The sequence below is a fragment of the Formicincola oecophyllae genome (assembly GCF_006542395.2).
GTDB classification, from domain to species: Bacteria; Pseudomonadota; Alphaproteobacteria; order Acetobacterales; family Acetobacteraceae; genus Formicincola; species Formicincola oecophyllae.
This window is the reverse complement of the sequence record NZ_CP038231.1, coordinates 1,320,826-1,346,031: the sequence shown is the minus strand read 5'-3', so window position 1 is coordinate 1,346,031 and position 25,206 is coordinate 1,320,826. Positions and strand designations below refer to the sequence as shown.

Below are 25,206 nucleotides of genomic sequence, written 5' to 3'. Positions count from 1 at the left end.
GGCGGCCAGCAATCAGCGTTGGCCTTTGCACCAGGCGCGCATCAGCCATCCGCCTTGGGGCGCCATCAGCGCGCTGGCACCTCCAGCATCTTGTTGTCAATCAGGCGTACCCCCCCAAACCAGGCTGCGACCAAGGCCAAGGCCGGCCTTCCCGGCTGCAGGCGCTGCCCTGCCAAGGGGGTGAAGGTAGTTGGGTCAACCAGTGTCGCGTACTCGACTTTTTCCGTCCCACCAGCAGTCAAGGCAGCTGAAAGCTGACCCTCCAAAAGGGCAACATCCACTACACCTTGGTTCACAGCACGTTGAAGGCTTTCCAACGCTTGGTGAATCACAGGGGCCTGGGCCCGCGCTTGGGGGGAGAGGCGAGAGTTGCGGCTGGAAGCGGCAAGGCCGTCCCCCTCGCGCCATATGGGGCAAGCGGTGATAGCCACATCCATGTTGAGGTCACGCACCATCTGCCTGACCACAGCCACCTGCTGGGCATCCTTCTGGCCGAAATAGGCCCGTTCAGGCGCCACGATGTTGAACAGCTTGCACAACACCGTGGCAACGCCGTTGAAATGCCCTGGGCGTGAAGGCCCCTCCATCACAGCAGCCACGCCGCCCACCTCAATGGTGGTGGCAAAGCCTGGCGGGTAGAGCTCTTCAGCAGGAGGCATGAACACAATGTCCACACCAGCTTGCGCCAGCAGCGCCAAGTCTGCCTCAGGCGTGCGGGGGTAAGTGGCCAGGTCGTCAGGACGGTCAAACTGCACGGGGTTTACGAACAGGCTGACAACCACAAGGCCGTTTTCAGCGCGCGCGCGTTCCACCAAGGACAAATGGCCTTGGTGGAGGTTGCCCATGGTTGGCACAAAACCCACAGTACCCTGGGGCTGCCTGTGGCGTGCGGCTGCCAAGGTTTGGCGCATATCCTCAATGGTAGCGCACAGTTTCATAGGCTCACTCAACGGGAAGCTCCTTAACACAGCTTGAGCACATCACAGCCTGGGTCCAGTCCAGCTCCTGCTGCTTTTGCACCTGGGCGCCCACAAGGCAAGCCTGCCCTTTAATCCAGACCAGACGGGCAATGGTTAAAGGCGCGGCATTTATTAAAGGACCGCCAGCAAAAAGGCTTTGAGGATGATTGCGCTTTTTTGGCGCATTTCCGCCATTCGCTTAGGGCCATCTCTGCAGTTTTTCTTATATCGCCTGTTTAGGCCATATTAATTTTTAATGTTCTGAGCTTGATTATGTTATTTATTAATTAACAGAATTTTCCTGACGTATATCGTTAATTAAAAACCCCCGCAAAGTGCACTTTGCGGGGGTCATCTTTAACCGTTCACAAAGGAAGGTTACAGATTATTTAACGCCGAACTTCGCAGTCTGACCGTTGATGACTTCCTTCAGGTCGATGGAAGCGTCAAAATCGCAGCGCTTGGAGGCAGGAACTTCGATTTCCTTACCAAAATCCTTGCTGTGCGGAAGATGGTTGACCATCTTGTACGCTTTCTGCGCGGAAACGTGGAAACGACCGAGGTAACGGTCTTCCAGAAGGCCATGCTGGGCCAGCTGGGCGGCAAACAGTTCAGCATATTTGCGGTGGGCTTCTGCAGCCTGCTGCGCAGTCAGGGTGCCACCAGCAGCGGTGACGGCTTCAACCAGGATGTTCTCGATGGCAGTCGACATGATCATGCTCCACTGTTAATTGGTGCCGAAGTGAATTCCTCGGGACGGTTTTCACCTCAACATGGCAAAAATAATTTTGCAACCGCATTCCATAAAATAATTCCTTCAAATTCCGAACTAAATGGCCTTTTAAAATATACCATGAATACATCTATGAATAATCCACCATCACCAGCCTTTTCCGCACTGCCCCCCGAAGCCGTCCACACCGCCATTGTGGTTGGGGCTGGGCCTGCTGGCCTGTTTGCCGCTGAACAGCTGAGTGCTGCCCGCCATGATGTCCTTCTGTGCGACCACATGGCCGTGCCAGCGCGCAAATTGCTGATGGCTGGCAAAAGCGGCCTCAACATCACCCATGACGAACCTGAGGGGGTCTTCCTCAGCCGGTACGGCAGCAGCGCCCCTTTCATGGCGGCTGCCTTGAAGAGCTTCACGCCAGCGGACCTGCGTAGCTGGGCGGCAGGATTGGGGGAGGAGAGCTTCAGCGGCACGTCAGGGCGCGTCCTCATCCAGTCAGCCAAAGCCACCCCTTTGCTGCGGGCGTGGCGTTCCAGGCTGGAAGGCCAAGGGGTGCGCTTTGAAGGCAGGCGGCGTTTGGTGGCGTTGAGCCCCTTGCCACCCAACCGCCCTGATGGCGCCCGCCTTGAACTGCTTTTCGAAGGACCTGGGGGGGAGCCGCACCTCATGCTGGCACGCACCGCTATTCTGGCCATGGGGGGTGGAAGCTGGGCGCGCTTGGGCAGTGACGGGCGCTGGACAGGCCTGTTCAAGGGCCATGCCAACGCCATTGCACCGTTCCAGCCAGCTAATTGCGGTTTCGTGCCTGATTGGCAGCCAGAGGACACAGCACGCCATGAAGGCGACACCCTGCGCGGTGTTGAACTGCGCTCTGCTGGGGAACAGGCGCGTGGCGACATCATCATCACCAAAGCGGGGTGGGAAGGCAGGCCCCTCTACGCCTTGACGCCACAGCTGCGCGCCCAGCTGTCGCAGCCTGGCCCAGCCCCGGCGAAAGCTGTGGCGCACCTTGACCTGCGCCCTAACCTGACGGACAAAGCCGTTCTCGAGCGCCTCCAGGCGCAACGCCCCCGTGAGAGCCGCTCCAACAGGCTGCGCAAGGCCTTGAAGCTGACCAGCCTTGAACGTTCCCTGCTGGCCCTGTTCGCACCTGACGCCCGCACAGATACAGCCCTGGCCCATGCTATTAAGAACCTGCCTGTGCGTTTCACCGCCACCGAGCCGCTGGACCGCGCCATCTCAACGGCAGGAGGGTTGAAATGGGACCAGCTTGACAGGAACCTCATGCTGCGCGCTACCCCAGGGCTTTTCGCTTGTGGGGAGATGCTGGACTGGGAAGCGCCCACAGGGGGCTACCTTCTGCAAGGGTGTTTCTCCACTGCCCATCACTGCGCAGAAGGCGTCAAACACTGGCTGCAACAGACCCCACCTGGGGAAACGCCATGACCAAGCTTGAGAACCCCTCCCCAGCTGGCACCTCAACAGACCCGCGCCATGTTATTTTGGGGCGGGACGGACAGAACCAACCCTTCACGCTGGACCTGCCTGAACTCCTGGCCACGCGCCTGCTTGTCCAGGGCAACTCAGGCTCTGGCAAGTCCCACTTGCTGCGCCGCCTGCTTGAACAGACTGCAGCCATGGTGCAGCAGGTCGTCATCGACCCGGAAGGGGACTTCACTTCCCTGGCCAAGCGTTATGGCCACGTCACGATCGATGCCCACGCTTATAGTGAAAAGGACCTTCAAGCTGCTGCCAGGCGCGCCCGCGCCCATCGGGTCTCCGTTGTGCTGAACCTGGAGCATTGCGAGGTTGAATCTCAGATACGCCTGGCTGGGACGTTCCTCAACGGGCTGTTCGATATGCCGCGCGCCTGCTGGTTCCCAGCGCTGGTCGTGGTGGATGAAGCCCAGCTTTTCGCCCCCACCGCTGGCGGCGACACGTCAGAGGAAGCGCGGCGCCTTTCCCTGGGCGCCATGACCAACCTGATGTGCCGTGGGCGCAAGCGCGGCCTAGCTGGCGTCATCGCTACGCAGCGCTTGGCCAAGCTGGCCAAGAACGTTGCAGCTGAAGCTTCCAATTTCCTCATGGGGCGCACGTTCCTCGACATTGACATGGTCAGGGCGGCTGACCTTCTGGGCATGGACAGGCGCACTGCTGAAGCTTTTCGCGACCTGGCGCGTGGCCAGTTCATGGGGCTGGGGCCCGCCTTGTCACGGCGCCCCGTTATGGTCACCATCGGTTCCGTGGTGACGGCCAGCCAAAGCACCGCACCAACCTTGCTGCCCCTGCGCGAACGCTCCCTCAGCGCTGAGGAACTGCACGCCCTTGTGCTGGCAGCCCCCAGCGGTGCCCCAGCGCCTGCCCAAGACCAACAAGGCCAGGGAAGCTTGCTGGTGCCCCCTTCAGACACAGCCACATGGGAGGGGGAGCGGTTTGAAAAAGCCACCCCGCCAGACCTCAACGCCCAGCTGGACGCCTACATTCAGCAGCGCGCCCCCGGCCCGACTGAACAAGAACACCCTGCTGAACTTCCCCCCCAAGAACTGTGGCAGGAAGTGGAGAACCTGCTTGATGACCCCCAGACGCGCTTTTGGGACACCCCGGCCAACCTGCACCAAGCCTTCACCATGGCGCTGCGCCTGCAAGGGCACCACCATGCCATACCAGCTTTAGATGACTTCAAGCTTTTGCTGGACCAGGTCCGCAGCGGCATTTCCCATGAAGGGCACAAACAACCCCCATGGCAGGCTATCACCGCCAAGGCCATGAAGATTGCCCCTGAATGCCAAGGACTTTTCCTGTTCCTGGCCCATGCCGCCATGACGGGCGCGCCATGCCCCCCTGATGACAAGCTGGCTGAGATTTACGGCACGCTGTCACAGCGCAGGGCGCGCCAACAGCTGGACCATTTGGACCAGGCTGGCCTGATTGTGGTTGATGAAAGCGCAGGCAAGCGCACTGTGGCGCTGGTGGGTACGGACTGGCGCACCAGCTGAAGGCCCAAGCGCCCTCCACCAACCAGTGCCGCATGCCAGGAGCACGTGGCTGGGGCACACAAACTAAAAAGCCCCACAGCTTTTCATGCTGCAGGGCCTTGGCGCTTGTCAGGCACCCCTTGCGCTATGGCTTAGCACCCACCCCAACAGAACGGAAGCCAGCGCAGGGGCTGCTTGGTCAGGCGCGGTTTTCAACCTGGCGCGTTTTGGGGTCCATGGGGTGCTTGTCGAGGTAGTTCACCACATAATCCACGATCTCTTCGAGGCTCTTATCGCCAGGGGCGACGATGACGGGCTCGTCCTCATCAGGCTCCTCCAGCGTGGCGAACTGGCTGGGCAGCAGGCTTGGTGGCATGAAGTGGCCAACGCGCGAATTCAGCCGCTGGGCAACGATGTCAGGCTTGACGCGCAGGTAAATGAACTGCACAGGCAAATCCTTGGCCAACTGGTCGCGGTATTTGCGCTTCAGGGCAGAGCAGGTGAGGATGGCGCCACGGCCTGCCTCAGCTTCCTTGGCCAGCCAGTCATGGCAGATTTTCAGCCAAGGGGCCCGGTCAGCATCCGTCAGGGGGTGGCCAGCGTGCATCTTGGCGACATTGGCGGCAGGGTGGAGTGAGTCACCCTCCATGAAAGGCCAGCCTTCACGGCGTGCCAAAGCCTGCGCCACACTGGTTTTGCCTGTACCTGAAACCCCCATGACCACAACATATTGCGGCGGGATGGTGGTGTTCAGTTTACCCTGGATTTCGGGCTGTTCGGTTCCGGGTTTCGCGTCCACTGCTCAATCTCCTGTTCCCTTGCAACCACGACATCGGTTGCCATATCCGGAAAAATCCCATGCTCCACCACGCCGACGGTGCGGTCGAGAAGACCTGCCAGATGGGCTGCATCCTTGATGGGGCCAAAGTCACAGTCAAGCACCATATTACCGTTGTCTGTCATGAAAGGCATGCCCCCAGCCCCTTGACGCACGGTTATCCGCTGTGCGCCAAGCTTTTCAAGGCGCGCGTGGGTGGCATGCCAGCCAAAGGGCACCACCTCCACAGGTACAGGCGTGCGCTCGCCAAGGGTGGCGACAGGCTTTGAATCATCAACAATCACGATGAAACGCTTGGCGGCTGCGGCCACCATCTTCTCCCGCAGCAACGCCCCACCAAGCCCTTTGATGAGGTGAAGCGAGCCACGCTCAACCTCGTCAGCGCCGTCAATGGCGACGTCAATCACGGGGTGAGTGGCGAAGTCCGTCAGCACAATGCCCAGCGACTGCGCCAATTGACCTATGACGTTTGAGGTGGGGATAGCTTTGATGGCAAGCCCCTGGCGCACGCGCTCGCCAAGGCGTTCGACCATGAAGGTGGCTGTGCTGCCTGTGCCTAAACCCACAATCATGCCTGCTTCAACCATGTCCGCGGCAATGCGCGCAGCGTGGCGCTTGGCGCGCACCTGGTCATGGACCGCCTCAGCAGCAAGGGCGGTCAGAGGGACGAAAACGGTCTCACCACCGGCTGGCTTGCCGCCATTGTCCTTGTCGTCCTTGTCAGCGCTCATCAAAGCTCTCCCAAATAGGTGGTGATTGGTACCAAGCAGAGAATTAAAACCAGGGCCAGAGGGCTACGAAAACCCCCACCTTAGTGGATGGCGCGCACCATAGCGGTTCGTTTGGTGGGGCTGAACCCCTGCTGCACCACTTTACAGCCCTTGGCCCCTTGCCTGCCCTTAGCTGCCTTTGGGAACGCCCATGGCGGCTTCATCAGCCAGGATGACCAAACGCCCCTGTGTTTGCACACGCCCGGCGGGCAGCGTTGCCCCGCTATGCGCAGGGCTTTTCAGGGCTTTAGTGACGGGCGCCTTGGCAGCGCCTGTGACCATGAACGCCACCAGGCGGCTTGAAGCAAGGGCTGGATAAGTCAGCGTCACGCGCTGGTGCGGCACCACAGGCGCCTGCCCAGCAGCAGCCCACGCGCTGGTGGCTGCAAGGGCTGCCGTATTGGGGAAAAGGGACGCCGTGTGGCCATCCGTTCCCATGCCCAGCATCACAAGGTCAAAAAAAGGCTCCCCTGGCTGGGTGTGCTGGGCCTTCAACAAAGCGTCATAGGCGGCAGCGGCCTTCTGGGCGCCCTCTGGAGTGGTGCCTTCAAAAGGCACAGGGTGGATTTGGCCAGGTTTCAACGGCACATGGTCCAGCAAGGCCTGCCGTGCCATGGCGATGTTGCTGGCTGGGTCATCATGGGGCACGCAGCGCTCATCGCTAAAATAGACCTCCAGGCGCCCCCAGTCGATTTGGGATGCCACATAAGGGCGCGCCAGCATGGCCAGGGCCTCACGCGGGGTGGAACCACCAGAAAGCGCCACCCGCACAGCCCCCCCGTCACCTGCGCGGTTGGCCAGGGCGCGCATGAAAATCTCCGCCATGCGCGCGCTGACTTCGTAAGGGGTGGGCATGACGTCCCACACAGCATCCTTCATGGTGGTCATGGTCATGCGCCCTCCGTTTTTTCCACCTGCCCTGGCGCGCGCGGCAGCACCCAGCGCTTGATGGCGTCCGCCCAGCCAGCGCCGCGGTTGTCCCCAGCCACGTGGGTGGCAGCGGCTTTGACGTCACCTTCAGCCTGCCCCATAGCAATGCTAAGCCCGGCTGATTTCAACATGGGGATGTCATTGTGGGCATCACCGATGACGGCGACTTCATCAGGGCGCACATGGTAGAGGGCGGCCAAGGCCTTCATGGCCTCCCCCTTGTTGGCGCCAAGCGCGGTTATATTGATGCGGCATGGCATGGAGCGGCGGATGCTGGCTGCGCCACCAAACTCTTTCTGCAGCCACCCTTCGACCTTGGCGACACTCTCAGGGTCGTTGCCCATGGCCACCAGGCGGTTGATGCCCTGCACATGGTCAGCCAAATTGGCCGCCGTGGGCACCAAGCCTGAGGAGGCGCGTTCAGCCTGCACCAAGGGGGTGTTGGGTTCGCGTACATACCACGTGTGGTCGTCCTGAAGCCAGGTTTCCACAGGTTCGCTTTCAAGAGCGTTGACGATGAGCCCAACAAGCTGTGGCGGCATAGTGAGGCTTCTGTCCACCTTGCCGCCTAAAGTACCGTTGGGTGTGAAGATGATGCCGCCATTGAAGGCGGCCTGCGGGCCCTCCAAACCAAGTTGCGCTACTACTGGCACCATGGCGCCAGGCGCGCGCGCACTGGCCAGCGCCAGGTGGATGCCCGCTTTCCGCAGCGCCTGAGCAGCCTGGATGGTTTCTGGCGCCAACTTGTGGTCGGGGTTGAGAAGGGTGCCGTCCACATCGCTGACAACAAGCCTGATGGGGTGAACAGGTGCCACGGGAATCCTCCTGGTCGGAAACGCCACCTGCAGGGGCGCTGCGGATGAAAGCGGGAAGCAAGGGCCATGCCTTGAAGCAGCGTGAACCATAGACCCACCAGCACCAGGCCCACAAATAGCCACGCACAAAAACGCCCGCCCCTCCCCTGTTGGGAAAAGCGGGCGCTGCCCTATAGGCAGGGCCAGGGCTTATAGCCGCTGGCCTTTCACAAGTGCGACCTCAGCGTTCGACATGGCCGCCAAAGCCATAGCGCATGGCGGAAAGCGACTTGTCAGCGAACGTGTTGCCAGAACGTGAGCGGAAGCGGGAGAACAGCGCAGCCGTCATCACAGGCACAGGCACGTCTTCCTCAATAGCGGCTTCGATAGACCAGCGGCCTTCACCTGAATCGTTGACCTCGCCGCTGAACTCGGACAAATCGCCATCGCGGGCCAGGGCCTCCGCCTTCAGGTCAAGCAACCAGGAGGTCACAACGCTGCCACGGCGCCACACCTCAGCGATGTCAGCCAGGTTGAGGTGGTAGCGCTCATCCTGCGGCACCTTGCGGGAACCACGGCCCTTCAGCACGTCAAAGCCTTCAGCGATGGCCTGCATCATGCCATATTCAATGCCGTTGTGAATCATCTTCACGAAGTGGCCTGAACCAACAGGGCCGCAATGCAGGTAGCCTTCCTCAGCGCGCGGGTCGTGGGGGCCTGGGCGGCGGTCTGGCGTTAGAGGCACGTTGCCTTTGCCGGGCGCCAGAGATTTCAGGATGGGATCAATGTAGTTAGCGGCCTCATCCTTGCCGCCATACATCATGCAATAGCCGCGCTCGAGGCCATGCACACCGCCAGAGGTGCCGACATCGACATAGTCAATGCCTTTGCGGCCCAGCTCATGGGCGCGGCGGATGTCATCCTTGTAGTAGGTGTTACCACCATCAATGATGATGTCCTTGGGACCAAGGAGGTTGCCCATTTTGCGGACGGCGTTTTCCGTGACTTCCCCAGCAGGCAGCATCACCCAAACAACGCGGCGTTCCTGGTCGGTGCCCTCGCCAAGCTTCTTGGCCATTTCATCAAGGTTGGCAACGCCTGTGGCCTTGCCTTTGGCGCAGCGGGCAACGGTTTTCTCCGTCACCTCAGGGGTGCGGTCATGCAGGACAACGTCGTGCCCATGGCGTGAGAGGCGAACGGCGATGTTGCTGCCCATACGGCCGAGGCCAATGATACCGATACGCATAGTTTTCAGTTTCCTTTCAGGGCCGCCTGCATGGCTTGGGCCAATGCGGCAAGGCCTTTTTCAAGTGAACCGGTGACGTGAACGCGCAGTGCGCGCCGTCCTCTCGCGTTAAGGACATCCAGATCGCCCTGGGCCTGGGCGTTCTCCACCATGCCAAGCTCGTAAGGCCGGCCTGGGATGGGCATGGAGGGACCATCCGCCGTCACCTGGAGAAACACGCCTGTGTTGGGGCCACCCTTGTAAGCCTGCCCCGTGGAATGAAGGTAACGGGGGCCGAACTCAGCAGCCGTGGCCACTTTGAGGGCATCCCGCACCCCCTGCCGCACATGCTGATTCCAGGCGGCGTGCGTGTCTGTGCGGTCAATATAGGACAAAAGACCGAAATAGTCACGTCCCCCGCAAAGCTCCAGCAGCGCGCCAAGGGCAGCAGCAGCATTTTGGGGCTGTTGGCCGCGCTTGGCCAAGTGGGCCTTCAAAGCGCCCTGGGCATGGAAGGACAGGGGGCCATCAACGCAGAATGGCGCCTCACTTTCCGCCCCACCACTTGTGCCATGCGCAGCCATGATTTTGCGCGTTTCAACCTTGCTGAACTCCACGTCAGGCTGGTCAAAAGCGTTGATGCCCAGAACGCTGCCAGCAACGGCTGTGGCCATTTCAAAGCCGTAGAATGCCCCGCCGATGGCGCTCAGATCCTCCAGCACTACATCCACGACCGGGTGACCAGCCTTGGCCAGGGCTACCAAACGTTGGTCTGGCTTTTCGCTTTTCAAGCGCAGAGTGATAAAGAAGCGGTCATCGCTGTAGACATCAGGCGTGCCTGGCTCCTCCCCCTCGAAAGGCAACAGGCCCGTGCCGTCCTTGCCTGTACTTTCAGCGAAAAGCTGTTCAAGCCAAGGTCCAACGGCCTGCAGCGCTGGGCTGGCTTGGATGGTAATCTTGTCACGGCCTGGACCGGTTACAGCCAGACCCATGGCCAGACCCAACATCAGGGGGCCTGCCACCATCTCCCCCTCTGGCAGGGAAGCAGGGCGGCAAGCACGCTCCATCGCCGCAGCGCTTTCAAGAATGGCCCTGATGTTCAGACCGCAAGCGCTGGCTGGCACCATGCCAAAAGGCGAAAGAACTGAATAGCGACCGCCAATGCCAGGGTTGCCCAGATACACGGCGCTGAAGCCTAGCTCATGGGCGCGCTTCTCTAAGCCTGAGCCAGGGTCGGTCACAGCGATGAAATGCTGGGGGCGTTTCTGGGCGCCCAGGGCCTTGCCAGCCTCATCCCAGAAGCAGTCAAACAATACGCTTGGCTCCAGCGTGCCACCAGATTTACTTGAATAGACGAACAAGGTGTGCGGGTAGTCCAGCTGCTTGCCCACGCGCGCCACCGTGGCCGGGTCAGTGGTGTCCAGCACATGCAGGCGGGGCCAGGGCCCAGTGGCGTCAGCAGGCCTGACCTCAAAAAGCTGCCCCAGCACCTCTGGCCCCAAGCTGGAGCCACCCATGCCCAGCAGCACCACGTCTGTGATGCCTTCATGGTGGGTTTTATCGCGGAGCGCATCATAGGCCTGCAGCTTAGCCTGCTCTGCCTCTGGCGCTTCCAGCCAACCCAGCCATTGTTTCTCGTCATGGCCACTCCACAATGTGGCGTCCCCTGCCCAAAGGCGCGCCATGCGCCCTTTGGGCCCAGCCCAAAGTGGCCAGGCGCCGCTCACGGCTTGCTGCAAAGCTGGGGGCAGATGAAAGCTGAAGCTCACCCCGCCAGCAGTGGCTGGCATGGTGGGCAGGATGGAGTCAGCTGGGGGGTTTGGCATGGTGTCACCCTGTTCAGATGGTGAAGGGGTCATGAAGTAAGGTGCCCTTAAAGGCAGGGAGACCTTGGGGCAAACCTGGCGCCCCTGTCCAGCCTGCCAAGTCGTGGCAGGGGTGTGCAGGGGGCAGGGACTGGACCAGCAGCGGCCAGCGTTCAGTGGAGCACAGGACAGCCTGAAAAACGCTTGCCACCCTTGGCACCAGCGCCATGGGGGGAAGGGGGGGCAGCCACACCTGGGCGGGGGTGGCGCGCCATTTGGCAACGCGCCAAGCCATAGATGCGCTCCTCAGTGAAGCCGTAACGCTCCTTGAGCTGTTCAGCTGTGCCAGCTTCGCCAAAGCCATCAATACCCACGATGTCGCCTTCCTCGCCAGCGTAGCGTTCCCAACCGAAGGGGGAGGCCATCTCCACCACCACGCGCGCCTTCACCATGCTGGGCAGGACGGACTGCCTGTAACGCTTGTCCTGGGCCTCAAACAATTCCCAGCTTGGCATAGCCACCACGCGCGCGCTGACGCCTTCGTGTTCCAAACGTTGGAAAACAGCCAGCGCCAGCGCCACCTCAGAACCAGTCGCGATGAGGATGACATCTGGCAGGCCCGCACCTGAACTGGCCAGCACGTAACCACCCAGCCCTAACATGGAAGCAGGCGCCAGGCGCTTCCTGTCCAGCAGCGGCAGCTTTTGCCGGGCCAGCACAAGGGCGGTTGGCCCATCAGTGCGCTTCATGGCGACACGCCATGCCTCGCTGACTTCATTGGCGTCAGCAGGCCTGATGACGACCAGACCTGGCAAGGCGCGCAGCTGGGCCAACTGCTCAACAGGCTGGTGAGTGGGCCCATCAGCGCCGATGGCCACTGAATCGTGGGTGAAGAGGTAAAGCGCTGGCTGGCCCATCATGGCTGACAAGCGCAGCGGGGCCTTCATGTAGTCGCTGAACACCAGAAAGCAGCTGCAAAAGGGGCGCAGGCCACTTAAGGCCATGCCATTGCACACAGCGGCCATGGCTGCCTCACGCACACCAAAATGGATGTTGCGCCCAGCTGGCGTCACAGCCTGCATGGCGGCAGCCCCCAGCATTTCCGTGCAGGTGGAGGGGCTGACGTCAGCAGCACCTCCCACCAGCCACGGCACCTGGCCCGCTACGGCGTTCAGCACGTGGCCAGAGCTTGCCCTGGCTGTTTCAGGCTCTGCCCCAGGCTGGCCAGCCTCTTTGCGGGGCAGATGGTTGTCCCAGCCATCAGGCAGCTGGCCTGCAAGAAGGGTTTCCAATTCAGCGCCCAGTTCAGGCCAGGTTTGCTTGTAGCGCGCCAGCAGCCCTTCCCATGCCTGGCGCCGCTTGGTGCCGCGCGCCCCTGATGTGGCCGCCACATGTTCCTTGACGCCTTCAGGCACATGGAAAGGCCCAGCTTCCCCTGGCCAGTTCATGGCAGCCTTCGCGCCAGCCACGGCACCAACCCCCAGGGGGGCGCCATGGGCAGCGGCTGTGCCGGCTTTGCCTGGCGCGCCATGGCCAATGGTGGTTGTGACCACAACCAGGCTGGGCCGCCCGCGTTCAGCGCGCGCCTGCCCCAAGGCCTGGGCGATGGCGGCAACATCATTGCCTTCAGCGACCTCCACTACGTGCCATCCATAGCTGCGGAAACGTTCAGCCACATCTTCCGTAAAGGTGATGTCCGTGCTGCCTTCAATGGAAATGTGGTTGCTGTCGTAAAGCCAGGTCAAATTACCCAGCTCCTGGTGCCCTGCCAAGGAAGCGGCCTCAGCAGCCATGCCCTCCATCATATCACCATCACCGCAGAAGGCGGTCACATGGTGGGTGAACAGCTCGAAACCAGGCTTGTTGTAGCGCGCGCCAAGCCAACGCGCCGCCATGGCCATGCCAACGGATGTTGTGCAGCCTTGCCCCAGGGGGCCTGTAGTGACCTCAATGCCCGCTGTTAGGCCATATTCAGGGTGGCCAGGCGTTTTAGCGCCCATGCGGCGGAAGTTTTTGAGGTCATCAAGGGTGATCCCCCCCTCCACCCCAGCCAAGTGCAGCATGGCATAAAGCAGGATGGAGGCATGACCTGAGGAGAGGACGAAGCGGTCACGGTCAGCCCACCAGGGGGCATGAGGATCGTAGGTAAAGTAATATCGCCAGAACGCATACAGGGCGGGTGCCATGCCAAGAGGAGTGCCTGGGTGGCCGTGTCCCGCTTGCTCGACAGCGTCCATGCACAGGCTGCGCAGGCTGCTGACAACCAGATTGTCCATGGCAGTGGCCATGGGCAGTGGTGTGGCAAGTTCCTGCGCGCCAGGATGGGCTGGCGGCATTGGGGACGGGGCCATGGAAGCGTTCTGGTGATGATGCCCCACGTTCTTAACGAACCTCAAACTTTGTAGTGGTGGTAATGGTGCGCCTGGGGCTGGGGAATGGCCGCATCAGCTTAACCAAGCGCCTGTAATGATCCGCCCCGCCCTTCAAGGCAGGGGGTGCGCTCTGCGCCCCTTTACATAAGCCATTATTCAGCCTTTGGGTAAAGCCGCCCTGCCCCGGTCCAAGCAACATTTCGCCCCCAGCGCTAAGCAAAGCACCCCCAGCCCCCTGCCGTGCGCAGGGCCGGGGTTTATGAAACGGGATTTTAATCAGCTGCATTTGGCGTTAACAGAAAACACATGACTGACCAGCCACAGGCCCTTGGCCCTGCCCGCATCACCGAACTTTTCATTGATGCCGCCCGTGATGGCGACACAGCCCTGCTGACACGCTTTTTGGAAAGCGGGATGCCAGTGGACCAGGCAGACGCCAATGGCTACACGGCCCTGATTGTGGCGGTCTACAACAGCCAGCCTGAAACCGCCGCCCTGCTTTTGGAACGCGGTGCTAACCCAGACCAGCCTGATGGGCGCGGCGCAACCGCGCTCGCTGGCGCCGCCTTTAAAGGCCTGCCTGACATGGTGTCGCTGTTGCTGGCCAAGGGCGCACGGGCGGACATCCCCAACCATGCTGGCCGCACCCCCTTGATGTTCGCTATTATGCTGCGCCACCAGGTCATTGCTGAAGCTTTGCTGGCCCATGGGGCTGATCCAGACGCCCGTGACGCTGACGGCCGCACCCCGCGTGAAATGGCCGCGGCACTGGGGCTGGACCTGGCTGGCTTGGACAAGCCCCGCCAACGCGCCCCCGCAGCCAAGCCAGCCCACCACCCCACTGCTGAAAGCGTGCCATACTGGAACAGGCGGGTTTTCGACCTTGACCCTTACATCCCTGGGGAGCAGCCCAAGCGCCCCTTGGTCAAGCTCAACACCAACGAATCACCCTATGGCCCCTCCCCCCGCGCTTTAGCGGCCATCAAGGCCAGCGCCAATGACGACATGCGCCTCTACCCCGATCCAACAGCGCTGAAGCTGCGCCAGGCCATCGCCGCGCAGTTTGGGCTGGCGGTGGAACAGGTATTTGCCGGCAATGGCTCTGACGAGGTTTTGGCCCACGCCTTCAGGGCATTGCTGCGTGATGACGCGCCAGCCTTATTCCCAGACATCACTTACGGCTTCTACCCCGTTTACTGCGCCCTGTTCGACCAGCCTTTTGAAACCGTCCCCCTACGCAGTGACTTCACCATCAACGTGCGTGACTATGACCGGGAAAGCGGTGGCGTGGTGCTGGCCAACCCCAATGCTCAAACGGGCATCGCCCTGCCTTTGGATGACGTGAAGGCCCTTTTGGCGATGCACCCCAACCGCACCGTCATCGTTGATGAAGCCTACGTGGATTTTGGCGCCCAGAGCGCCGTGAGCCTGCTGCGTGACCACCCCAACCTGCTGGTTGTCAGGACATTCTCTAAATCATCAGGGCTGGCGGGGTTGCGCGTGGGCTATGCCCTTGGCTCCCCTTTGCTGATTGAAGGGCTGGTGCGCGTTAAGGACAGCTTCAACTCTTACCCCCTCTCCCGTGCCGCGCTGGATGGTGCTGCCGCATCCATCGCTGACAACGCCTGGATGGCGCAGACGGTGGCGCGCATCCAGTCCAGCCGGGCGGCACTGGTGGCGGGGCTTGAAAAGATTGGCTTTGAGGTCCTGCCTTCAGCGGCCAACTTTATCCTGGCGCGTCATCCCCAACACAGCGCAGGCGAACTGGCTGCCTTCCTGCGGGGGCGCGACATCATCGTCAGGCATTTCCCCAACCAGGAGCGCATCAAGGACTGGCTGCGCATCACCATTGGCACAGACGGGCAGTGCCAAGCTTTGCTGGACGCGCTGGCAGACCACCTGAAAAGCGCTTGAGCAGGCACCCCAGCCCCCAGCTTCAAGGACAGTTCACTTCTATGACTCAGAACCAGCAACCCACACCAGCCCCAACGAACAGAAGCAAGCCCCAGGCCAGCCGCCATGAGGCCCTTCTGGACAAATTGGCTGAGACAGCCGTGCGCACAGGCCTGAACGTAGCGCCAGGGCAGCAAGTTGTTATCACGGCCCCGCTGGAGGCCCTGGCGCTGGTGCGCCGTGTCACTGAACACGCTTACAAAGCTGGCGCTTCCCTGGTGAGCACCCTCTACCGCGATGATGAAGCCATCCTGGCCCGTTATCGCCACGCTTCAGAAAGCACCTTCGATGTCGCTGCAGATTGGTTGGGCCACGGCATGGCTGAGGCATTCAGCCAGGGTGCAGCCCGCCTGGCCATCACAGGGGGCAACCCCACTTTGCTGGCTGGCGTTGACCCGGCCCGCATTGCGCGCGCCACGCGCGCCCAAGCCAAGGCCACGCGCAAAGCTATGGAGCTCATCACGCGTTTCGCCGTTAACTGGAACATCATCGCCTGCGCCACGCCAGCCTGGGCTGCCCAAGTATTTCCGAACCTCCCTCCCCAAAAAGCACTTGAAGCCCTGTGGGAGGGTATCTTCAGTGCCTCCCGCGTGACGGGCGCTGACCCTGTGGAGGAATGGGCGCAGCACAACGCCGCTTTGCACGCGCGTGCACGAGCCCTTAATGAAGCACGCTGGGACAGCCTGCATTTCACAGGCCCTGGCACGGACCTGGTGGTGGGGCTGGCTGATGGGCATTTCTGGTCTGGCGGTTCAGAGAAGGCCGGCAACGGCGTCATTTGCAATGCCAACATTCCCACTGAAGAGGTCTTCACCACCCCCCACGCCACCCGCGTTGAGGGCACGGTTTCCAGCACCAAGCCGCTTTTCCACAATGGTGCCCTGATTGACGGCATCACAGTGCGCTTCAAGGGCGGTATGGTTGTAGAAGCGCACGCCGCCAAAGGCGAGGCTGTCCTCCAGCGCCTGTTAGACAGTGACCAAGGCGCCAGGCGCATCGGGGAAGTGGCTTTGGTGCCTCATTCCTCTCCCATTGCGCAAAGCGGCATCCTCTACCGCAACACCCTTTTTGATGAAAACGCCGCCAGCCACATCGCTCTGGGGCAATCCTACGCCAAATGCATGGTGGACGCCGAAGGCCAGACTGAAGTTGAACTAACAGCGCGTGGCGCCAACCAATCCGCCATTCACGTGGACTGGATGATTGGTTCAGGCGACATTGATGTTGACGCCACCAAGGATGGGCAGTCCCACCCCCTAATGCGCAAAGGCGAATGGGTGAACAAGGTTTGAAGCCCAGGCGCGCTAGCCTGCGCCCCCAGCCCTTCACTGACTGACAAGGCAGAACCACCATGACTAACCCCAACAACCACCAACCCAACCTGCGCCAGGCCCCTTCAGACAAGGGAGCAGTGGCGCTGGACCCAGCCACCCTCCCAGCCCTGGACATCGTGAAGCTGGCCCAAGAGGGGCACATCCTGCGCGCTGAGCGTGACCTGCCCCCCCATGGCGTTCCGGCTTTCGTGACCAAGGAAGGTTGGGATGAACTCATGAAGCATTACGGGCAAGGCAAGCCGCCAGAGGAAGCAGCCCGCACCATTATTCTGCCAGCACTGGAGAAAAGCGTTCGGCTTCTCATGGCTAAAGCTGCGGAGGCCCGCCACAAAGCTGCCCTGGAAGCCCATGTAACCCAGGGTGAGGATGGGGAAGCAAGCCAGAAGAACTCCCCAGCCGTTTTGCCGCGCGTCTTCACAGCTGAAAGCGACCTTTTCCCCAGCCACCCTGAAACACGCCTGGTGCTGGTGCGCAATGCTGACAGCCCTGTTGTTTGTGCGTTGGTGGGCACGCCAGGCCAGCTCACAGCTCTTCTGGGCCAAGCTGGCCATTCTCCCCAAGTGAAGGCGCCCACCACAGCACCCACAAGCTGAACGCTGGCCAGCCATAGGGAGCTACCTCAGGCCTTATGAACATGCCCGGGGGGACTTCTAGCCCTCAGAGGGTGATGGTTTCACAGCGGAGGCTTTTAACCTCACAAGGGCTTCAAGCCGCGCCACATCGCACCCTAAGCTCAAGCGCCCCAAATGGGCGCGCGCCTGTTCAATGTTGCGCCGCAGCAAAGGCAGCTTCCTAGCGAAATCCTCCACAACATCATCACCAGCTTCCAAGGAAGTCGCCGCTTGTTGGGCCGCCAGCAGGGCCTCCTCATGGGCAGCAAGGATTTGGCGGGCTTCTTCCTGGGCTTTCTTGCTGGCCTGATAAGTATCCATGAGGTTGCCTTGATGATTTTTAATTCTTTTATGGCTTTTTTGCACAGCAAGTAAACAACATTACCATAGATTTATTTTCTTATTAAGAAACGTGCCCTATGCCATTTAGAAAATCTTTCTACTAAAGATGCACGGATGATGCAATATTAAGTGAGATTTCTAAAATGCTTCTCAATGTGATTGTTTTAAATACAAACAAAATCATTCACAGCTAGTCCCAAGCCTCGCTTCAAGAAGGCAGCAACACTCAAACCAGTCCTTCTTTTTACTTGATCTTGGCAAGCCCCCTTTCAGCCCTGCCAGAAGGGTGGCGCCGTCAACGCTTTTCAAACACGCCCAAGCATGTTCTTAACAAGAAAAGAAATTGATTAACCCTTCATCAACAGGATGGTGAGTTCATGCGTGTTTTGATTGCCCACAATCACCACGACAGCGTTCCTGGCTTGAATCAGGTTTTCCGCCAACAAGGCCATGTGGTGGAAAACTGCCCCTCAGCAGAGGAGGCCCTGAACATGCTGCAGCATTATGATTATGATTTGTTCCTAGCCGCTGCGCCCTTGGCAGACATGAAAAGCAGCGACTTGATGCGCCGTTTGCGGCGCGCCCGCATAGAGGTGCCAGCCATGGTACTGTCAGCAGAGCGGGACACAGGGGAAAAATTAAATGCATTCTCCGCAGGGGCTGACGATTACATAGACCTGCCCTGCTGCCAGGAGGAAATCACTGCGCGCGCCCAGGCCCTTCTGCGCCGCGCGCGTGGCTTTTCAGAGCCCCTCCTGCGGCACGGCCCCTTGGAACTCAACCTGGAGACACAGCTTGTCACCATCAATGGTGCCCCCGTGCACCTGACCGGCAAGGAATACGCTATCCTTGAACTGTTGGTGATGCGCAAAGGTGCCATCCTCACCAAGGATATGTTCCTCAACCACCTTTATGGGGGCATTGATGAACCTGAAATCAAAATCATTGACGTGTTCATCTGTAAACTGCGCCGCAAGCTTCAGAAATGCGGCGTTGAGAACCTCATCACCACTATTTGGGGCCGTGGGTACATCATGCGTGATGACAACACACAGGGCGCCTTCACACCAGCGAAAGCCAGCAAAACCCTGCCAGCCTGACCGCCCTTGACCTAAAGTTAGTCTGCCTAAGGGGCCCTTGAAGGCGTTTTCCTGAAAGGGCGCTGCTGGGCGGCAGCGCCTGACCTTTCACTCCTCGTCAGCGCGTGTAGCTAAAACCGCTTCAATAGCCAGGCGCACTTCTTCAACGGTGGCGGCCACACGGTTTTCATCGCGCCCCTCCACCATGATGCGGATAAGGGGCTCTGTCCCACTGGCACGCAGCAAAAGGCGCCCATCACTGCCCAGGTCCGCGTTCACGCGCCCTTCCAGGGCTTTCACATCTGGGTGGTTCAAGGGGCTTGGGCCTTGGTAGCGGATGTTCACCAGCTTTTGCGGCCATGGGGTGAACTGGCGGCAAACCTGGCTGGCAGGCTGGCCTGTTTCCACCATCACAGCCAGCACTTGCAGGGCGGCCATCAGGCCGTCACCTGTGGTGGCGTAATCGGAAAGCACAACATGGCCTGACTGCTCCCCGCCCAGATTGCCCCCCTGGGCCCGCATACGCTCCACAACGTAACGGTCACCCACAGCAGTGCGGTGGAGGGTGATGCCCTCCTCAGCCAGCAAGCGTTCCAAAGCCATGTTGGACATGACGGTGGCAACGATCCCATCGCCAGCCAGGCAGCCACGCTTTTTCCAAGAACGCGCAATTAAGGCCAGGATTTGGTCGCCATCAACCAGGCGGCCATGCTCATCCACCATCAGCACCCGGTCAGCGTCACCATCAAGGGCAATGCCGCAATCAGCGCCATGGGCTAGCACAGCTTGGCGCAAGGCCTCCGGGTGGGTGGAGCCCACACCATCGTTGATGTTCAGCCCATCTGGGTCGCACCCCATGGTGATGACTTCAGCGCCCAGTTCCCACAGGGCGGCAGGCGCCACTTTGTAAGCGGAGCCATTGGCGCAATCCACCACCACTTTGAGCCCATCAAGGCGCAGCCCCCGCGGGAAGGACGACTTGACGTTCTCAATGTAGCGCCCTGCCGCGTCATTAAGGCGCGTTGCTTTGCCAATGTCGCGCGGCGGTGCCAAACGTTCTGAGAGGTCAGACTGCATCAGGCGTTCAATCTCCGCCTCAACATCGTCTGTCAGCTTGAAGCCATCAGGGCCAAATAGCTTGATGCCATTGTCTGTGTAAGGATTGTGGGAGGCAGAGATCATCACCCCCAGGTCAGCACGCAGCGAGCGCGTCAAAAACCCCACCGCAGGCGTGGGCAGCGGCCCCACAAGCGTGACGTCCAACCCTGCTGAGAGGAAACCTGAAACAAGGGCTGATTCAATCATGTACCCTGAAAGGCGCGTGTCCTTGCCCACCACAACGGTGTGGCGGCCATGACGCCGCCTGAACAGCAGCCCTGCCGCCTGGCCCAACTTCTGGGCCACCTCCACCGTCATGGGGGATTGGTTAGCCTGGCCCCGGATGCCATCAGTGCCGAAGAACGCGCGCTTTGCCATGTGCTGTTTCCTGCCTGCCAGCACCCCTTGGTGGGCGCGCCAGCCAATTCATTCAATTGGTCACTCAATAACGCTGCCCAAACATTGTTCATGAAGGCGCAGCTGCTGAGAGCGTTCTAAACCTCAACAGGGCCGCTTTCCAGCAGCCCTGCTCGTTCGCGCAGCTTCGCAGGTAATCAGGCCTCCGCTGGCTGGTCCCCATGGTGGCTGCGCGCTGCCGCCGTCACTTGCGGTAGGGAGGAACGACCGTGGGCTGGTGCTGCAGCGCTGCCAGCGGGCGCATGGGGGCCTGCGCCAGGGCCGTGCCCCTCAGGGCCATTGCCCAAGGTCTGCCCTTTGATGATGGCCTTGATTTCATCACCCGTCAGGGTCTCACGCTCAAGCAGGGCACTGGCCAAACGATGGAGGATGTCCATATTGGCCTGCACCAGGCTTTTGGCCTGAACGTAGGCTTCATCAATTAGGCGGCGGACCTCTTCATCCACCTCATTTTGCATTTTGGCGGAAACCGTCTGAGGATCGTCATAAGCTACCATGCCCATGCGGTCGCTCATGCCCCATTGCGTCACCATACGGCGGGCGATTTGGCTGGCCCCCTTGATGTCACCAGAGGCGCCAGCGCTCACCTCCTCCGTGCCGAACATCACCTCCTCACCAATGCGGCCGCCCATGGCGATGACCAGGCGCGCCAAGCACCATTTGCGGCTGTAGGAGATGTTGTCCTTCTCAGGCAAGGTCATGACCATGCCCAAAGCCTGGCCACGCGGCACGATGGTAGCTTTGTGGATGGCGTCAGATCCCGGCGTCATGGCAGCGCACAGGGCGTGGGCGCCTTCATGGTAAGCGGTGCGGCGCTTCTCGTCCTCCGTCATGACCATGGAGCGGCGCTCAGAGCCCATCATGACCTTATCCTTGGCTTCTTCAAACTGCTTCATGGTGACGCAGCGGCTGCCTTGGCGTGCAGCAAAGAGGGCCGCCTCATTAACAAGGTTGGAAAGTTCCGCACCAGAGAAGCCAGGCGTACCACGCGCGATCACGCGTGGATCAACATCAGAGGAAAGCGGCAGCTTCTTCATGTGGACGCGCAGAATCTGCTCACGCCCGCTGACATCGGGGTTAGGCACCACCACTTGGCGGTCAAAGCGGCCAGGGCGCAGCAAGGCCGGGTCAAGAACGTCTGGGCGGTTGGTGGCTGCGATGAGGATAACACCCTCATTGCTTTCAAAGCCGTCCATCTCCACCAGCATCTGGTTAAGGGTCTGCTCGCGCTCATCATTGCCGCCGCCCATGCCCATGCCACGGTGACGGCCGACAGCGTCAATCTCATCAATGAAGATAATGCAGGGGGCGGCTTTCTTGCCTTGCTCGAACATGTCGCGCACACGGGAAGCGCCCACGCCAACGAACATCTCCACAAAATCAGAGCCGGAGATGCTGAAGAAAGGCACGTTGGCCTCACCAGCGACAGAACGCGCCAGCAAGGTCTTGCCTGTGCCGGGCGGTCCCACCAGAAGAACGCCTTTGGGGATCTTACCGCCAAGGCGGGTGAACTTCTGAGGGTCTTTGAGGAAATCTACCACTTCCTCAAGCTCGGCCTTGGCTTCGTCAATGCCGGCCACGTCCGCGAAGGTGACCTTGCCTTGCTTCTCGCTCAGCAGCTTGGCGCGCGACTTGCCAAACCCCATGGCGCCACGGGCGCCACCGCCCTGCTGCATTTGGCGGAACACCATGAAACCCAGCCCCAGCATCAGCGCCAGCGGCAGGTAGGCTGCCACAAAACGCAGGATGGGGCTTTCATCGCTTTCTGGCGGGTGGGCTGTGACCTCAACATTGTTGCGCGTCAACAGAGAGATGAGGTCAGGGTCAAAAGGCGCATAGGTGTCAAAGGCAGTGCCGTTGGTCAGCACGCCGCGCACGTCGTGTTCCCTGAGGGTGACGGAACGCACCTCATGGTTGGCCACGTCATGGACAAAATCAGAATAGGCGATCTTTTGAACAGCCTGGTGACTGACATTGGTCTGCAGTGCCGTCAATCCCACGATGATCATCAGGACAATGACGACCCAAACAGCCACATTCCGGCCAGTGTTCTTCATGTGCGCTCCCGCTTCAGGGCCCCTCCAGCACCCTTTGGCAGGGCATGGGCTGAAAAGGCTTTTCACTTGGTACCCTTGATATAGGGTCAGGACAGGACGATTTCACCCTCCCAGGGTTCCTCAACCTTCATCAAGGGCAATCCTGGCCTGTGACCATCACAATTCTTCACAACAATTCTTCACGATGGCCAAAGCTGATTGCCCGTGATGGCGGCACCGCTATCCCACATAAAATCAAACTGCGGCAGCACCGGGGCAAGGCCTGCCAACACGCCCAGCCTGGGCAGCCCCACCAGCACAGCCTGGCTAGGGGGCGTGAACTGGCTCACGCCACTTGCTGGGTAACGCCACAAGGCTGGCAAGGTCTCCAACACCCTCAAAGGAACATGGCGTTTGCCCCTGCCCAGCAAGGACCGAACCCACCCTGCCTGCCCACCCAGCGCGCCCACGCTAAGCTGCTGCCCAGCAGGATTTTGAACCATGGCATCAAGCTGGCGCCCAGGGCAGGAAAGCCGCCAGCGACCATCCCAATAAGCACCGTCATGGGCAGGGACCCAGGCTGCATTGCGCGCACGCCCTTCCCGCATGATTTGCCAGCCGCGGGGCACTGCCTGCAAACGCGCTCCTGCCAAAGTGCCACAACCTTGCACCATCAAAGCGGCGACAGCCACCAGGGGGGGTGGATAGGTACTGCCACCAACCAGGCGCAGCATGTGGCGCACAGCCTGCACGGCCTGGTTGCCCTCCAGGGGGGCTTCCCCAACAGCACTAGCCAAGGCTGCCTCCAGCCCCAAGGTGAACCACCCCTCACCATGCCAGGTGGCATGGCGCGCCAGCCAAAGCGCCATGGCCCTGTCCAGCTGGCCAGCGCCACGCTGCGCCACTTGCCCCAACAGCTGCGCTTGGCGTTTTTCAGATTCTGTCATGTCCTGGCGCAATGCCACGCGTTTAAAGGCCCTGTTTTGGTTGGAGGGGTCCTCACACCACGGCACATGGTGTTGGCGCAGGTGCGCCCGCAAAGCATCCCGCTTCACAGAAAGCAGGGGGCGCAGCACAGCGCAGCGCCCACGCAGGCTGATGGGCGCCATGCCAGCCTGGCCCTGCACAGCTGTGCCGTGCAGGTGGCGCATCCACCAGGTCTCAAGCTGGTCGTTTTCGTGGTGGGCAACCATCAGGGCGACAATGCCCTCTTCAGCGCAAGCGTGCTCCAAGGCTCTGTAACGGCCTTGCCGGGCATTGGCCTGCAGCCCCTGGTGGGGCAGGCCTGTCAGGGTGAGCTTGCGTGCCGCTACCCCCATGGCCTTCAGGCACTGCAAGGTTTGGTCAGCTTCCTGGCCTGATTCAGGGCGCAGCCCATGGTCAACCACAAAAGCCTTTACAGAAGGCAGCGTGTGGGCGGCAAGCCAGGCAAGGGCGGTTGAATCAGCCCCGCCAGAGACAGCAACCCCCACAGGGGCACCGCTGGCCCAGAAAACCCGCCCCCCCATCCTGGCCAGCAAAGTGGGGAAATGCCCAGCCAGGTTGCTACCGTCCCCCACAGCAGGCTTCAAGGGCAGCCAGCACGGCGGCGCAATTTGCTTTCCGCCGCTTTGACGCTACCTGAAGCAGCTGGAAACTCCTGGTGCAGCTTGTCCAAAGCTTGGCAGGCAGCCGGCTTCTTGCCAGCGCCCAGTTCCAACATGGATGCCGCCACGCCAAGCAAGTCTTCTGGGGCGTGCACGCCACGGGGGGCCAGCTTGTAGGAATCGTAGTAAGCCACAGCAGCGGCGCGGTAATCCTTCACGCCGCCTTCACTGCGGCCCAGCCAATAGCGTGCTTCCGCTTTGGCAGGGGTGGAGGAAGCTTTGCGCACCAGAAGCTCCGCATCATCAAGGGCGCGCGCGTAGGAATGCGCCAGCAAGGCTGCGCGCACAGCCCCCACGCTACCTTCAGCCGCAGGCGCTGCAGGGGCAGCCCCTGTACCAGATGACTTGAGGGTAAGCTGCTTGGCGCTCCCCTTGGAGGGGGTTGGCGCGGGCGCTTCTGCTGGTGTGGGCGCTGCAGCGCCACCACCATTTTGTGAAAGCTCAAAGCGCATATCGTCAAGCTTCTTGGCCATGGTGGCCTGGTTGCGCCTGACGCTGTTGGAAAGCTGGTCCAGCTCGCCGCGTATTTGGCGATTCTGGGCCTCCAGCGCGCTCACACGCTGCAACAGGCGCCCCACCAATGTGCCACTGGCAGACCCACCGCCAGCACTAGGGCCAGAGATGGGCTCTGGGCTGTCCAGTGGCTCAGCATCCACCTGCGCATGGGCTGGACGCACCGCCATGCATGCGGCAAGCGCCACCACGGCCAATGCGCCTGTGCCCAGCTTCCAGCGTGATTCAAGGCCCCGCGCCATGCTGTCACTCAACATTCGTGATGGCGTTGCGGTCCTGGGCCCAGGCGGATTCCGTGTCACCATCCACTGCAGGGCGGTCCTTGCCGTAGGAAATGGTGCTCATGCGGTTTTCAGGCACGCCTTGGGCCTCCAAGTAATCACGCACGGCATTGGCACGCCGCTGGCCAAGGGCGATGTTGTATTCTTCCGTGCCGCGGTCATCACAGTTGCCGGCAATCTGCACATTGACCTGGGGGTACTTAGCCAACCAGGCAGCCTGCTTGTTAAGCGTGGCGCGCGCATCAGCTGTTAGGTCATTCTGGTTGAGGGGGAAGTACACCCTGTCCCCAGCTGTGGCAGCCAGGTCGCTCTGGCTGCCAGGCCCACCCATGCTAGAAGCTGAGATGCCACCATTGCCCATGCCGTTGCCTGCGCCATTGCTAGCACCCGTGCCGGCGCCATTGTTGTCTGGCCCACCGCAAGCTGCCAAAAGCCCCATCAACGTCACCGCGGCAAGGCGGGTCCAGTTCTTGTTAACCGTCATGACCAATCTCCCCT

At 60.9% G+C, this 25,206-nt stretch carries 21 protein-coding genes and 1 pseudogene; 7 read left to right on the top strand and 15 right to left on the bottom strand.

Annotation, left to right across the window (positions count from 1 at the left end):
* Nucleotides 1-65: 65 nt before the first annotated feature.
* Together panC and E3E12_RS06005 are read right to left on the bottom strand one after the other, a co-directional pair.
* Nucleotides 66-950, bottom strand: coding sequence for a pantoate--beta-alanine ligase (gene panC, locus E3E12_RS06010; RefSeq protein ID WP_240810453.1), 885 nt, complete (start codon nt 948-950; stop codon nt 66-68).
* A 394-nt stretch (nt 951-1,344) separates the two neighbouring features.
* Nucleotides 1,345-1,671, bottom strand: coding sequence for an HU family DNA-binding protein (locus E3E12_RS06005; protein WP_168194407.1), 327 nt, complete (start codon nt 1,669-1,671; stop codon nt 1,345-1,347).
* Nucleotides 1,672-1,812: 141 nt separating this feature from the next.
* Here E3E12_RS06005 and E3E12_RS06000 point away from each other — a divergent pair, with 141 nt between their 5' ends.
* Together E3E12_RS06000 and E3E12_RS05995 are read left to right on the top strand one after the other, a co-directional pair.
* On the top strand, nt 1,813-3,135 hold the full coding sequence (locus E3E12_RS06000) for a TIGR03862 family flavoprotein (protein ID WP_240810452.1): 1,323 nt from the start codon (nt 1,813-1,815) through the stop codon (nt 3,133-3,135).
* Entirely contained in the window at nt 3,132-4,685 is a 1,554-nt protein-coding gene (locus tag E3E12_RS05995) for an ATP-binding protein (protein ID WP_141443500.1), read from the top strand. Before E3E12_RS06000 ends, E3E12_RS05995 begins: the two co-directional genes overlap by 4 nt.
* Before the next feature lie 178 nt (nt 4,686-4,863).
* Here the strand turns inward: E3E12_RS05995 and E3E12_RS05990 are convergent, their stop codons facing one another.
* The 7 genes from E3E12_RS05990 to tkt form a co-directional block, all read right to left on the bottom strand.
* Complete coding sequence (locus tag E3E12_RS05990) at nt 4,864-5,382, bottom strand: gluconokinase (RefSeq protein ID WP_141444131.1); 519 nt, start codon at nt 5,380-5,382, stop codon at nt 4,864-4,866.
* Nucleotides 5,383-5,414: 32 nt separating this feature from the next.
* The gene (gene rpiA, locus E3E12_RS05985) at nt 5,415-6,233 is read right to left on the bottom strand and encodes a ribose-5-phosphate isomerase RpiA (RefSeq protein WP_141443499.1); all 819 of its coding nucleotides are present in this window, start codon (nt 6,231-6,233) and stop codon (nt 5,415-5,417) included.
* 168 nt (nt 6,234-6,401) lie between these two features.
* Complete coding sequence (gene pgl / locus E3E12_RS05980) at nt 6,402-7,166, bottom strand: 6-phosphogluconolactonase (protein WP_141443498.1); 765 nt, start codon at nt 7,164-7,166, stop codon at nt 6,402-6,404.
* Entirely contained in the window at nt 7,163-8,017 is an 855-nt protein-coding gene (locus E3E12_RS05975; RefSeq protein WP_168194406.1) for a Cof-type HAD-IIB family hydrolase, read from the bottom strand. The genes pgl and E3E12_RS05975 overlap by 4 nt, the downstream gene beginning before the upstream one ends.
* A 220-nt stretch (nt 8,018-8,237) precedes the next feature.
* Nucleotides 8,238-9,242, bottom strand: a complete 1,005-nt coding sequence (gnd, locus tag E3E12_RS05970; protein ID WP_141443496.1) for a phosphogluconate dehydrogenase (NAD(+)-dependent, decarboxylating) — start codon at nt 9,240-9,242, stop codon at nt 8,238-8,240.
* Nucleotides 9,243-9,247: 5 nt separating this feature from the next.
* Nucleotides 9,248-11,080, bottom strand: a complete 1,833-nt coding sequence (locus E3E12_RS05965) for a hypothetical protein (protein ID WP_141443495.1) — start codon at nt 11,078-11,080, stop codon at nt 9,248-9,250.
* 119 nt (nt 11,081-11,199) lie between these two features.
* Nucleotides 11,200-13,362, bottom strand: a complete 2,163-nt coding sequence (gene tkt / locus E3E12_RS05960) for a transketolase (RefSeq protein WP_408869940.1) — start codon at nt 13,360-13,362, stop codon at nt 11,200-11,202.
* 342 nt (nt 13,363-13,704) lie between these two features.
* On the opposite strand from tkt, the pseudogene E3E12_RS08970 reads away from it, so the two are divergent.
* From E3E12_RS08970 to E3E12_RS05945, 4 genes and pseudogenes are all read left to right on the top strand, one after another.
* Nucleotides 13,705-14,160, top strand: a pseudogene (locus E3E12_RS08970) (ankyrin repeat domain-containing protein); the annotation flags it as partial.
* A complete protein-coding gene (gene hisC, locus E3E12_RS05955) occupies nt 14,155-15,312 on the top strand; it encodes a histidinol-phosphate transaminase (protein WP_141444129.1) in 1,158 nt (385 codons plus the stop codon). The pseudogene E3E12_RS08970 and the gene hisC, both read left to right, overlap by 6 nt.
* 41 nt (nt 15,313-15,353) lie before the next feature.
* Nucleotides 15,354-16,643, top strand: a complete 1,290-nt coding sequence (locus tag E3E12_RS05950; RefSeq protein ID WP_141443494.1) for an aminopeptidase — start codon at nt 15,354-15,356, stop codon at nt 16,641-16,643.
* A gap of 59 nt (nt 16,644-16,702) precedes the next feature.
* Complete coding sequence (locus E3E12_RS05945; RefSeq protein ID WP_141443493.1) at nt 16,703-17,278, top strand: hypothetical protein; 576 nt, start codon at nt 16,703-16,705, stop codon at nt 17,276-17,278.
* A 57-nt stretch (nt 17,279-17,335) separates the two neighbouring features.
* On the opposite strand, the gene E3E12_RS05940 is transcribed toward E3E12_RS05945, so the two are convergent.
* Complete coding sequence (locus E3E12_RS05940; protein ID WP_141443492.1) at nt 17,336-17,617, bottom strand: hypothetical protein; 282 nt, start codon at nt 17,615-17,617, stop codon at nt 17,336-17,338.
* 398 nt (nt 17,618-18,015) lie between these two features.
* On the opposite strand from E3E12_RS05940, the gene E3E12_RS05935 reads away from it, so the two are divergent.
* Nucleotides 18,016-18,738, top strand: a complete 723-nt coding sequence (locus E3E12_RS05935; RefSeq protein ID WP_141443491.1) for a response regulator transcription factor — start codon at nt 18,016-18,018, stop codon at nt 18,736-18,738.
* 87 nt (nt 18,739-18,825) lie between these two features.
* Here E3E12_RS05935 and glmM read toward each other — a convergent pair whose 3' ends face one another.
* From glmM to pal, 5 genes are all read right to left on the bottom strand, one after another.
* A complete protein-coding gene (glmM, locus tag E3E12_RS05930) occupies nt 18,826-20,193 on the bottom strand; it encodes a phosphoglucosamine mutase (RefSeq protein WP_141443490.1) in 1,368 nt (455 codons plus the stop codon).
* 176 nt (nt 20,194-20,369) lie between these two features.
* Nucleotides 20,370-22,289 carry an ATP-dependent zinc metalloprotease FtsH gene (ftsH, locus tag E3E12_RS05925; protein WP_141443489.1) on the bottom strand — a complete coding sequence of 640 codons (1,920 nt, stop codon included), beginning with the start codon at nt 22,287-22,289 and terminating at the stop codon, nt 20,370-20,372.
* Nucleotides 22,290-22,468: 179 nt separating this feature from the next.
* A complete protein-coding gene (gene tilS / locus E3E12_RS05920) occupies nt 22,469-23,839 on the bottom strand; it encodes a tRNA lysidine(34) synthetase TilS (RefSeq protein ID WP_141443488.1) in 1,371 nt (456 codons plus the stop codon).
* On the bottom strand, nt 23,836-24,684 hold the full coding sequence (locus E3E12_RS05915; protein ID WP_141443487.1) for a tetratricopeptide repeat protein: 849 nt from the start codon (nt 24,682-24,684) through the stop codon (nt 23,836-23,838). Before E3E12_RS05915 ends, tilS begins: the two co-directional genes overlap by 4 nt.
* Nucleotides 24,674-25,192 carry a peptidoglycan-associated lipoprotein Pal gene (pal, locus tag E3E12_RS05910; protein ID WP_240810451.1) on the bottom strand — a complete coding sequence of 173 codons (519 nt, stop codon included), beginning with the start codon at nt 25,190-25,192 and terminating at the stop codon, nt 24,674-24,676. The genes E3E12_RS05915 and pal overlap by 11 nt, the downstream gene beginning before the upstream one ends.
* Nucleotides 25,193-25,206: the final 14 nt, after the last annotated feature.